Below are 10,345 nucleotides of genomic sequence, written 5' to 3'. Positions count from 1 at the left end.
CGTCGCCCGCCGGACCCCGTCGGCCGACGAGCTCGCGCTGGCCCGGGCCGCGGCGGACAGCACCGGGCTCGCGGCGCTGTACGACGCGGTGCTGGCCGCCCACCCCGGTCTCGGGGCACGGCTGACGCCGCTGCGGGACACCGCGCTGCGGCACGCGGAGGTCCTCGCCGAACGCGCGGGGCCGAAGGCGGCGCCCTCCCCCTCGGTGTCCGCCGCCTCCCCTTCCGCGGCGGCGCCCTCCGCCTCGGCGCCGGGCGCCGCCGCGCCGTCAGCGGGCGCCGCCGTGCCGTCCGCGTCCGGGCCGGCGGTGCCCGGCGAGGAGAAGCAGGCGCTGCGCCTGGTCGCGGATGCCGAGCGGGACCTGGCGGGGCGCCGCACCCGGGAGCTGTCCGGGCTCGGCGGAGAGCCGGCCCGGCTGCTGGCCTCGGTCGCGGCGGCCGGGGCCGTGCACGTCTACCTGCTGACCGGGGACTAGAGGACGAGGGGACCAGGAGATGGAGAGGTCCGGGATGAGCCTGGAGGCCACGCAGGCGGCCCTGCGGGCGGAGCACGCCGCCGTCTACGGCTACGGCGTGGTCGGCGGACGGGTCGGCGACGACCGGCGGTCCGAGGCCCGTGAGGCGTTCGAGGCGCACCGCGCTCGCCGGGACGGCCTGGTCCGTGCCGTGCGCGACCTGGGCGGCGAGCCGGTGGCGGCGGAGGCGGCCTACGCGCTGCCGTTCGAGGTGCCGGACGGCGCGGCGGCGGTCCGGCTGGCCGCCGAGCTGGAAGACCGGCTGGCGGGGGTCTACGCCGACCTGGTGCGCGCCGGCCGGGGCGAACGGCGCCGGGCGGCGGCCGACGCGCTGCGGGACGCGGCGATCCGGGCGGCCCGCTGGCGCGGCGGCGGCGTAGCCTTCCCAGGTCTCGCCGAAATGGCGTGAGGGACGGACCGGGCACAGCAGAAGGGGAACGACGCACGCATGGCTTTCCAACCGCCGCCACGCCTGGTCAGGGCACTGGCGGAGACCACCGGCGGCGAGGACTGGCTGCGCGGGCTGCCCCAGGCCCTGGACCGCGCCGTGGAGGCGCTCGCGCTGTCCGTGGAGCGGGTACAGGTGCCGGGCGGGCGGAGCTCGCTGGTGGTGCTGGTGCGGCGGTCCGACGGCTCCCCGGCCGTGCTTAAGCTCATCCCGCGGCGGTCGCGGCCGGCCGGTGAGCGGGCGGCGCTGGCGCACTGGCACGGGCTGGGCGCGGCGCAACTGCTCGAGAGCGGGACCGCTGCGGCGTCCGGGGCGGGGGACGGGACTGCGGACGGTACGGGTCACGGGGTGCTGCTGCTCGAGCGGCTGAACCCGGACGTGTCGGTCCGCACGCTGCCGGAGGCGAAGGCGCTGCTGGAGGGCGCGGCGACGCTGCGGCGGCTGTGGGTCGAGCCGCCGCCGGACCACGTGTTCGAGACGGTGGAGGAGCGGACGGGGCGGCAGGCGGACGCCATGCGGGGGGCGCTGGTGGGCCCCGACGACGAGGCCGCCGCCCTGGTCGACACGGCACTGGGGCTGCGGGCGGAGCTGCTCGCGGATCCGCCCGAACGGCTGCTGCTGCACGGGACGTTCCGGCAGAGCAAGGTGCTGGGCGGGGAGCGGATGCCGTGGCTGGCGGTGGGCCCGGACCCGGTGGTCGGCGAGTGCGCGTTCGACCTGGCGCGGCTGGTGCGGGACCGGGTGGAGGACCTGATCGCGATGCCGTCGGGGGCGGCGACGACCCGGCGCCGGGTCAAGCGGCTCGCGGAGTCGCTGGAGGTGGACCGGGAGCGGTTGCGGGGGTGGACGGTCTTCCGTGCGGTCGAGTCCGGGCTGCGGGCCCGTCGCGTCGGCCGCCCCCGTGACGCCGACTGGCTCCTCGAATTCGCCACCTGGCTCTGACCCCGCCCGCCCCACGGGACCCCGCGGCCGTCCGCACCCGACCTCCCGCGCGGAGGCCCGGCCGCCAGCGATACCCGCGCGAGACCCAGCCGCCGGCCCGTCCTGCGCGGGCGCCAGCCCTCCGCCATACCGGCGCGAGGCCCAGCTGCGCGCCATACCTGCCGTGCTGCGGGCGGCTGGGCCGCCCAGGGGGCGATGGGGGTACTCCCCCAGACTTCGTCCGGGGGTACCCCCACCTGCTCGAGCGAAGCCGAGAGCTTGGGGGAGGGCGGGCGCAGGCCCCAGCCTCCGTGGCGAGCGGCTCCCCCACCCCGCGTAAGCCGGCCGCACCGTCCGCAACGGGACCCGAACCGCAGCGCGGCACAAGCCCGAGCCCTGGCGGCCGGCACCGCTTTGTTCCCCCGACCCGCCCCCTTCCCAGGAGGGATCCGAGGTTCCGGGGTACTGGCCGTCGCGTGAGGACGTGGGGCCCTGCGCCCACCCGTGCCGCCCGAGCGGCACGATTGCCCGCAGGGCGCGGGACCGCGTAGCGCGGGACCGCGTGGAACCGGACCGCCCGCAGGGGCCGGGGCTCGCCCCCCGCCGGGAAACGCGAAAGGGCCCTCCCGTGGGTAACGGGAGGGCCCTTTCGGGGTGAGTGGGGACGTCAGCGGACGTCGCCCATGAGCTGCTTGACCTTGCCGCGGTACATGTAGACCGCGAACCCGGCCAGCACCGCCAGCGCCGCCTCGAGGGCGACGAACCCGGTCCGGTCCAGGTTCACCCCCGCCTCGGCGACCAGCCCCGTCACCGCGTCACCCGCGGTGACGGCCAGGAACCAGACACCCATCATCTGCGAGGCGTACTTCGCCGGCGCCATCTTCGTGGTGACCGACAGGCCGACCGGCGAGAGCATCAGCTCACCCACGGTCTGGCAGAAGTAGATGAGCACCAGCCACCACGGCGAGACCTTGCCGTCGCCCGAGGCCACCAGCGGCAGCATGAAGACGAAGAAGGAGATGCCGACCAGAGCCAGACCACCCGCGAACTTCGCGATGGTGCTCGGCTCCTTGTCCTTGCGGGCCAGGGAGAGCCAGATCGTGGCGAAGACCGGGGCCAGTGCCATGATCAGGACAGGGTTGACGGACTGGAACCAGGAGACCGGGAACTCCCAGCCGAAGACCTGGTTGTCGACGTGCTCGTCCGCGAACAGCGACAGCGTCGAGCCGCCCTGGTCGTAGATCATCCAGAAGATGGCGGCGGCGACGAAGAACCACACGTAGCCGGAGACCTTCGACTGCTCGGTGGCGGTCAGCTCCTTGTCCCGCTTGATGCGGACCAGGACCGAGACCGGGACGACCAGACCGAGGATCAGCAGCGGGACCGTGGCCCACTTCAGCGTGAAGGAACCGGTCAGCGTGACGATGCCGTAGAAGACGACGGCGACGAGCAGCCAGATCATGGCCTTGCGCAGCGTGGCGGCCCGCTCGACCTGCGACAGCGGCTTGGGGACGACGCTGGACTCGGGGGCCAGGTGACGGGTGCCGAGCAGGAACTGCAGCAGGCCCAGACCCATGCCGACCGCGGCGAGGCCGAAGCCCAGGTGCCAGCTGACCGTCTGGCCGATGGTGCCGATGATCAGCGGAGCGGCGAAGGCACCCATGTTGATGCCCATGTAGAAGAGGGTGAAGCCACCGTCGCGGCGCGGGTCGTCCGGGCCGTCGTAGAGGTGGCCGACCATCGTGGAGATGTTGGCCTTCAGCAGACCGGAGCCGACGGCGACGAAGAGCAGGCCGACGTAGAAGATGGCGTTCAGCGGGAGCGCCAGCAGCAGGTGGCCGACCATGATGATGCCGGCCGCGACCGCGGTCGTCCTGCGGGCGCCCCAGACGCGGTCACCGAACCAGCCGCCCGGCATCGCGAGCAGGTAGACCGTGGCGACGTACACGGAGTAGATCGCCACCGCCGTGGTGGCCCCGAGGGCCAGGCCCTCCTCCGCCACCAGGTACAGCGGGAGCAGCGCGCGCATGCCGTAGTAGGAGAAGCGCTCCCACATCTCGGTCATGAAGAGGGTGGCCAGTCCGCGCGGGTGGCCGAAGAAAGTCTTGTCGGGCCCGTGCACCGGGGCCGAGGACTCCGTCAGGCTGGACGCCATGATCGTTCCTTGCTGTCGGGACGCGCGAGGGGATGGCTGCGCGCCCGGTGGGGGGAGGCCGGCACCGGTGTCGTCCGCCCAGGTCCCGCCGCGGGGAGGAACGCTCCATGGGTGGGGGAGCGGGAGGACGACTCCGGGATCCACGCCCCGGGCGTCGTCGTCGACGCGAGGGACCCGGCCACAGGTCTGTCACTGTCAGGGCCGGCTTGGGAACCGGCCCGCACCCAGGAGCGGCATCCGGCGCGGATGCGCGGAGACTGCCCATGAGGCCAGAGCCATTAGACAGCAGGAAGGCGTGTCAATGGGGATATAGGGGGCATTTGAGGTGATGATCACACCTCTGTCATCTCGTCCGCTCTCATGATATCCGTGCCCCATGCAGCTTCTTGTCCGGGCCGGTCGTAAGCGGAACCCCGGGCCGGTCGCACGCGGAGGACGACGGAGGAGGAGGGCGGCGCGACGAGTGACCGGCGGCCCCCGCCGCCCGGAAAATGCGGCGCGAAGGCGGGCTCCGGTGATCGCGGGGGCGGGACTACCATCACCCCATGACCCGTGTACTGCTCGCCGAGGACGACTCGTCCATCTCTGAGCCGCTGGCCCGCGCGCTGCGCAGGGAGGGCTACGAGGTCGAGGTGCGCGAGGACGGCCCGGCCGCCCTCGACGCCGGAGTACGGGGCGGGGTGGACCTGGTCGTGCTCGACCTGGGCCTGCCCGGCATGGACGGCCTGGAGGTCGCCCGCCGGCTCCGCGCCGAGGGCCTCAGCGTGCCCATCCTCATCCTGACCGCGCGCGCGGACGAGGTGGACACCGTCGTCGGCCTCGACGCGGGCGCCGACGACTACGTCACCAAGCCGTTCCGGCTCGCCGAGCTGCTGGCCCGGGTCCGGGCCCTCCTGCGGCGCGGCGCCGCCGAGCCGCAGCAGCCGCCCGCCATCCACGGCGTGCGGATCGACGTCGAGTCGCACCGCGCATGGATGGGCGAGGAGGAGCTCCAGCTCACCGCCAAGGAGTTCGACCTGCTGCGGGTGCTGGTCCGCGACGCCGGCCGGGTCGTCACCCGGGACCAGCTGATGCGCGAGGTCTGGGACACCACCTGGTGGTCGTCGACCAAGACCCTCGACATGCACATCTCCTGGCTCCGCAAGAAGCTCGGCGACGACGCGGCCAACCCCCGCTACATCGCCACCGTGCGCGGCGTGGGCTTCCGCTTCGAGAAGAGCTGACACCCTTCACCCATGCGCCGCCGCCTCATCCAGTCCACGCTCCTCGTGGTCCTCGTGGTGATCGCCGTCTTCGGCGTCTCCCTGGTCCTGGTGGAGACCCGCACCATCAGCGCCAGCGCCCAGGAGCGGGTCGAGTCCGAGGCGGTGCGGCTGGCGAGCATCGTCGACGCCCGGGTCCTGGGGGACGAGGACGTCAGCGCCGCCATCCTGGAGAACCAGGTCGAGGCCGGACGGCACGCGGTGATCACCCTCCCCGGCGGCCGGGTGATCGAGGTCGGCGACAAGCCGTCCGGCGACGTCATCCAGGCCACCACCCGCGGCGAGGGCGGCGAGACGGTCCGGGTCGAGGAACCCCGCTCCACGGTGACCCGCGAGGTCGGGCGCACCCTGCTGATCATCGGGGGCGTGGCTCTGCTGGCGGTGATCGCCGCGATCCTGCTGGCGGTGCGCCAGGCCAACCGGCTCGCCTCCCCCCTCACCGACCTCGCCGAGACCGCCGAACGCCTCGGCTCCGGCGACCCCAGGCCTCGCAACAAGCGGTACGGCGTGCCCGAGCTGGACCGGGTCGGCGACGTCCTGGACCGGTCCGCGGAACGCATCGGCCGGATGCTGACCGCCGAGCGGCGGCTGGCCGCCGACGCCTCCCACCAGCTGCGCACGCCGCTCACCGCGCTCTCCATGCGGCTGGAGGAGATCACCCTCACCGACGACCTGAAGACCGCCCGGGAGGAGGCCGCCATCGCGCTCACCCAGGTCGAGCGGCTCACCGACGTGGTGCAGCGGCTGCTCACCAACTCGCGCGACCCGCGCACCGGCTCCGCGGTCTCCTTCGACATCGACGAGGTCATCCAGCAGCAGATCGCCGAGTGGCGGCCCGCCTACCGCAGCGGCGGCCGGGCCATCGTCAGCTCCGGCAAGCGGCACCTGGAGGCGATGGGCACGCCCGGCGCCGTGGCGCAGGTGCTGGCCGCCCTGATCGAGAACTCGCTCATGCACGGCGGCGGCACGGTGGCCCTGCGCACCCGCGTGGTGGGCAACCAGGCGGTGGTCGAGGTGACCGACGAGGGGCCGGGCATCCCGGCCGACCTGGGCGCCCGGATCTTCGAGCGGACGATCAGCGGGCACAATTCCACCGGCATCGGCCTGGCCGTCGCCCGCGACCTCGCCGAGGCGGACGGGGGGCGGCTGGAGATGCTGCAGGCGCAGCCGCCGGTGTTCGGTCTCTTCCTGAGCCGGCCGCAGCCGGGACGCCCCAGCTCCAAGCCCTCGGGGCCGACGGTCCGCTGAGCCGCTGAAAGCCGCTGAAAGCCGCTGAAAGCCGATGAGCCGCCGGGGCCCGGACGGGCCGGGGCGGGCGGGCCGCTACGGCCGCCCGACCCGCTGCGTGGCGCGCCCCTGCGGGTGCACCCGTGACGGGCGGTCCGGCGGCTCGGGCAGGGTCCGGAAGACCCAGGTGCGGTAGGACCAGAAGCGGAACAGCGTGGCCACCCCGACGCCCACGAACTTGAAGACGTTGTTCTCCAGCGGGGTGTCCCAGCCCATCCCGTACGTGGCCAGGAAGAGCACGCCGTTCTCGATGACCAGGCCGACGGCGCTGAACGCCAGGAACAGGGTCATCTCCCGGGTGCGGTGCCCGCGGTCCCGGTCACGGTAGGTGAAGTAGCGGAATCCGACGTAGTTGAAGGCGATGGCCAGCGCCGTCGCGGCCACCCCGGCCCGGCCGGGGCGCACGCCCATGTGCAGCAGCACGTTGAACGCGGCGAAGTTGACCAGCAGACCGGCCCCGCCGACCGCTCCGAACTTGACGATTTCACGCCACAGGGCGCGCAGGCGGCGGCGGAATCCGTCCGGCGCGGCGGTGCGAGGAAGCTCTCTGCCCATCGCGGCCCAGCCCCGTTCATGTGATCGACGTCAACTCAGTCATGCTAACCACGGCCTCTCCGGCCTCGCGCGCGCAACGACGGGGGCGTGTGGAAGTCGGGCAGAAGTGGTACTCGCGTGACCGGTTTCCGCCCGCGGGGCCGGAAAGCGGAACCGGAACGCGCGCCCGATACCCTTGACGCGTGACGTTCCCGGTAGTCGGCATGATCGGCGGCGGCCAGCTCGCGCGTATGACGCACGAGGCAGGCATCCCGCTCGGCATCCGTTTCAAGCTGCTCAGTGACACCCCGCAGGACTCCGCGGCCCAGGTCGTCAACGAGGTCGTCATCGGCGACCACCGCGACCTGGACACCCTCCGCGCGTTCGCCCGCGGCTGCGATGTCATCACCTTCGACCACGAGCACGTGCCCACCGAGCACCTGCGGGCCCTGGAGGCCGACGGCATCCCGGTGCGCCCCGGTCCGGACGCCCTGGTGCACGCCCAGGACAAGGGCGTGATGCGGGCGAAGCTCACCGCGATCGGCGTGGCCTGCCCCCGGCACCGCATCGTCGCCGATCCGGCCGACGTCGCGGCGTTCGCCGCCGAGGGCGACGGCTTCCCCGTCGTGCTCAAGACCGTGCGCGGCGGGTACGACGGCAAGGGCGTCTGGGTGATCAAGGGCGCCGACGACGCGGCGATCGCCGAGCCCTTCAAGGCCGGCGTCGAGGTGCTGGCCGAGGAGAAGGTCGACTTCGTCCGCGAGCTCGCCGCCAACGTGGTGCGCTCCCCGCACGGCCAGGCGGTCGCCTACCCGGTGGTCGAGTCCCGCCAGGTCGCGGGCGTCTGCGACACCGTGATCGCCCCCGCCCCGGACCTCGACGCCGGCCTCGCCGCCGAGGCCGCGGAGATGGCGCTGACCATCGCCAAGGAGCTCGGCGTCGTCGGCCACCTCGCGGTCGAGCTGTTCCAGACCCGCGACGGCCGCATCCTGGTCAACGAGCTGGCGATGCGCCCCCACAACTCCGGCCACTGGTCGATGGACGGCGCGGTCACCTCGCAGTTCGCCAACCACGTGCGGGCCGTCCTCGACCTGCCGCTGGGCGACCCGCGCCCCCGCCAGCCCTGGACCGTGATGGTCAACGTCCTCGGCGGCGACTACCCCGACATGTACTCGGCGTACCTGCACTGCATGGCGCGTGACCCCCAGCTGAAGATCCACATGTACGGCAAGGACGTGAAGCCCGGCCGCAAGGTGGGTCACGTCAACACCTACGGCGCCGACCTGGACGACGTCCTGGAGCGCGCCACGCACGCGGCCCACTACCTGAGGGGAATCGTCACCGAATGAGCAGCGAAGCGCCGCTGGTCGGCATCGTCATGGGGTCGGACTCCGACTGGCCCGTGATGGAGGCCGCCGCCCAGGCCCTCGACGAGTTCGAGATCCCCTACGAGGTGGACGTCGTCTCCGCCCACCGGATGCCCCGCGAGATGGTCGCCTACGGCGAGCAGGCCGCGGAGCGCGGGCTCAGGGCGATCGTCGCGGGCGCCGGCGGCGCCGCCCACCTGCCGGGCATGCTCGCCTCGGTGACGCCGCTGCCGGTCATCGGCGTGCCGGTGCCGCTGAAGTACCTGGACGGCATGGACTCGCTGCTCTCCATCGTCCAGATGCCGGCCGGCGTGCCGGTCGCCACGGTCTCCGTCGGCGGCGCCCGCAACGCCGGCCTGCTGGCCGCCCGCATCCTCGCCGCGCACGACGCCGCGCTGCTGGAGCGAATGCGCGAGTTCCAGCAGGAGCTCAACGACCAGGCCACCGAGAAGGGCCGCCGGCTGCGCGCCAAGGCCATGGGCACCGGCTCCGGGAACGGCCGGTGAGCGCCTCCCCGGCATCCCTGGCCCGCGCCCGCGAGCTGCTGCGGGAGTTCCCGGTCGTCGACGGCCACAACGACCTGCCGTGGGCGCTGCGTGAGCAGGTCGGCTACGACCTCGACGCCCGCGACATCGCCGCCGACCAGAGCACCGCGCTGCACACCGACCTGGCGCGGCTGCGCGAGGGCTGCGTGGGCGCCCAGTACTGGTCGGTGTACGTGCCCTACGAGCAGCCGTACCCGCTGGCCGCGACGCTGGAGCAGATCGACTGCGTGCGGCAGCTCCTCGACCGGTACCCGGGCGACCTGCGCGCCGCGTACACCGCGGACGACCTGGAGGCCGCCCGCGCCGAGGGCCGCATCGCCTCGCTGATGGGCGCCGAGGGCGGCCACTCCATCGAGAACTCGCTGGGCGCGCTGCGGATGCTGTACGCGCTGGGCGTGCGGTACATGACCCTCACCCACAACAGCAACGTCGACTGGGCGGACTCCGCCACCGACGAGCCGCGGCACGGCGGGCTCACCGCCTTCGGGCGGCTGGTGGTGCGGGAGATGAACCGCGAGGGCATGCTGGTCGACCTCTCGCACGTCTCCCCGTCGACCATGCGGGACGCGCTGGACGCCTCCACGGCGCCGGTGGTCTTCTCCCACTCCTCCGCCCGCGCGGTCTGCGACCACCCGCGCAACATCCCGGACGACGTGCTGGAGCGGCTGCCGGCCAACGGCGGCGTCGCCATGGCGACCTTCGTGCCGAAGTTCGTCCTGCAGGCCGCGGTGGACTGGACGGTCGAGGCGGACGAGAACCTGCGGGCGCACGGCTTCCACCACCTGGACACCACCCCGGAGGCGATGAAGGTCCACCAGGCCTTCGAGGAGGCCCACCCGCGCCCGCGCGCCACGGTCTCCACGGTCGCCGACCACCTCGACCACATGCGTGAGGTCGCCGGCGTGGACCACATCGGCATCGGCGGCGACTACGACGGCACGGCGTTCACCCCGGACGGCCTGCGCGACGTCGCCGGCTACCCGAACCTGGTCGCCGAGCTCCTCGACCGCAACTGGTCCCGCGACGACCTCGCCAAGCTGACCTGGGGCAACGCCGTCCGCCTCCTGCGCGACGCCGAAGCGGTCTCCCGCGACCTCCGCACCACCACCGCCCCCTCCCACGCGACGATCACCACGATCGACGCGTAGAGGCCACGTACTGGGTGTGCCCTACAGGTGAGCCCCGGATGCGCTGCTTCAGCAGCACATCCGGGGCTCACCTGTCGCGTCCACGAACCTCCACCCCTGCCAGGGGAGGCAGGGGAGGCAGCGGGGCAGGAGGGTCAGGCGGCGGGGCGGCCCATGCCCCGGTA

10 protein-coding genes are annotated in these 10,345 nt (G+C 73.4%); 8 read left to right on the top strand and 2 right to left on the bottom strand.

Features of this window, described 5'->3' with window-relative positions:
* The 3 genes from ACOV8S_RS00215 to ACOV8S_RS00205 form a co-directional block, all read left to right on the top strand.
* Window positions 1–475 (top strand): hypothetical protein (locus ACOV8S_RS00215; protein WP_448315144.1); only part of this gene is annotated, 475 nt, incomplete at its 5' end.
* Window positions 476–494: 19 nt separating this feature from the next.
* The gene (locus tag ACOV8S_RS00210; RefSeq protein ID WP_448315142.1) at window positions 495–923 is read left to right on the top strand and encodes a ferritin-like domain-containing protein; all 429 of its coding nucleotides are present in this window, start codon (window positions 495–497) and stop codon (window positions 921–923) included.
* Window positions 924–962: 39 nt separating this feature from the next.
* Window positions 963–1,904, top strand: a complete 942-nt coding sequence (locus tag ACOV8S_RS00205) for an aminoglycoside phosphotransferase family protein (RefSeq protein WP_448315140.1) — start codon at window positions 963–965, stop codon at window positions 1,902–1,904.
* Window positions 1,905–2,550: 646 nt separating this feature from the next.
* Here ACOV8S_RS00205 and ACOV8S_RS00200 read toward each other — a convergent pair.
* The gene (locus ACOV8S_RS00200; protein WP_448315138.1) at window positions 2,551–4,038 is read right to left on the bottom strand and encodes a peptide MFS transporter; all 1,488 of its coding nucleotides are present in this window, start codon (window positions 4,036–4,038) and stop codon (window positions 2,551–2,553) included.
* Window positions 4,039–4,583: 545 nt separating this feature from the next.
* On the opposite strand from ACOV8S_RS00200, the gene ACOV8S_RS00195 reads away from it, so the two are divergent.
* Both ACOV8S_RS00195 and ACOV8S_RS00190 read left to right on the top strand, forming a co-directional pair.
* On the top strand, window positions 4,584–5,261 hold the full coding sequence (locus ACOV8S_RS00195) for a response regulator transcription factor (protein ID WP_166022251.1): 678 nt from the start codon (window positions 4,584–4,586) through the stop codon (window positions 5,259–5,261).
* A 12-nt stretch (window positions 5,262–5,273) separates the two neighbouring features.
* Window positions 5,274–6,548 (top strand): ATP-binding protein, encoded by a 1,275-nt coding sequence (locus ACOV8S_RS00190; protein ID WP_448315136.1) that lies wholly within the window; start codon window positions 5,274–5,276, stop codon window positions 6,546–6,548.
* Window positions 6,549–6,623: 75 nt separating this feature from the next.
* Here ACOV8S_RS00190 and ACOV8S_RS00185 read toward each other — a convergent pair whose 3' ends face one another.
* Window positions 6,624–7,142, bottom strand: a complete 519-nt coding sequence (locus ACOV8S_RS00185; RefSeq protein ID WP_448315134.1) for a GtrA family protein — start codon at window positions 7,140–7,142, stop codon at window positions 6,624–6,626.
* Window positions 7,143–7,324: 182 nt separating this feature from the next.
* Here ACOV8S_RS00185 and ACOV8S_RS00180 point away from each other — a divergent pair, with 182 nt between their 5' ends.
* From ACOV8S_RS00180 to ACOV8S_RS00170, 3 genes are read left to right on the top strand one after another with little or no spacing between them, the layout of a single operon-like run.
* Window positions 7,325–8,470 carry a 5-(carboxyamino)imidazole ribonucleotide synthase gene (locus ACOV8S_RS00180; protein ID WP_448315132.1) on the top strand — a complete coding sequence of 382 codons (1,146 nt, stop codon included), beginning with the start codon at window positions 7,325–7,327 and terminating at the stop codon, window positions 8,468–8,470.
* A complete protein-coding gene (gene purE, locus ACOV8S_RS00175) occupies window positions 8,467–8,994 on the top strand; it encodes a 5-(carboxyamino)imidazole ribonucleotide mutase (RefSeq protein ID WP_448315131.1) in 528 nt (175 codons plus the stop codon). Before ACOV8S_RS00180 ends, purE begins: the two co-directional genes overlap by 4 nt.
* Complete coding sequence (locus ACOV8S_RS00170) at window positions 8,991–10,181, top strand: dipeptidase (protein WP_448315129.1); 1,191 nt, start codon at window positions 8,991–8,993, stop codon at window positions 10,179–10,181. Before purE ends, ACOV8S_RS00170 begins: the two co-directional genes overlap by 4 nt.
* Window positions 10,182–10,345: the final 164 nt, after the last annotated feature.

The sequence above is a fragment of the Streptomyces sp. CO7 genome, assembly GCF_053474865.1.
The sequence above is the reverse complement of the archived record's forward strand: the minus strand, read 5'-3'. Positions and strand labels throughout refer to the sequence as shown.

Coding starts and splice junctions, on each gene's coding strand:
- ACOV8S_RS00195 (WP_166022251.1), top strand. CDS start 4,584: ATGACCCGTGTACTGCTCGCCGAGGACGACTCGTCCATCTCTGAGCCG.
- ACOV8S_RS00210 (WP_448315142.1), top strand. CDS start 495: ATGGAGAGGTCCGGGATGAGCCTGGAGGCCACGCAGGCGGCCCTGCGG.
- ACOV8S_RS00190 (WP_448315136.1), top strand. CDS start 5,274: ATGCGCCGCCGCCTCATCCAGTCCACGCTCCTCGTGGTCCTCGTGGTG.
- purE (WP_448315131.1), top strand. CDS start 8,467: ATGAGCAGCGAAGCGCCGCTGGTCGGCATCGTCATGGGGTCGGACTCC.
- ACOV8S_RS00185 (WP_448315134.1), bottom strand. CDS start 7,142: ATGGGCAGAGAGCTTCCTCGCACCGCCGCGCCGGACGGATTCCGCCGC.
- ACOV8S_RS00200 (WP_448315138.1), bottom strand. CDS start 4,038: ATGGCGTCCAGCCTGACGGAGTCCTCGGCCCCGGTGCACGGGCCCGAC.
- ACOV8S_RS00205 (WP_448315140.1), top strand. CDS start 963: ATGGCTTTCCAACCGCCGCCACGCCTGGTCAGGGCACTGGCGGAGACC.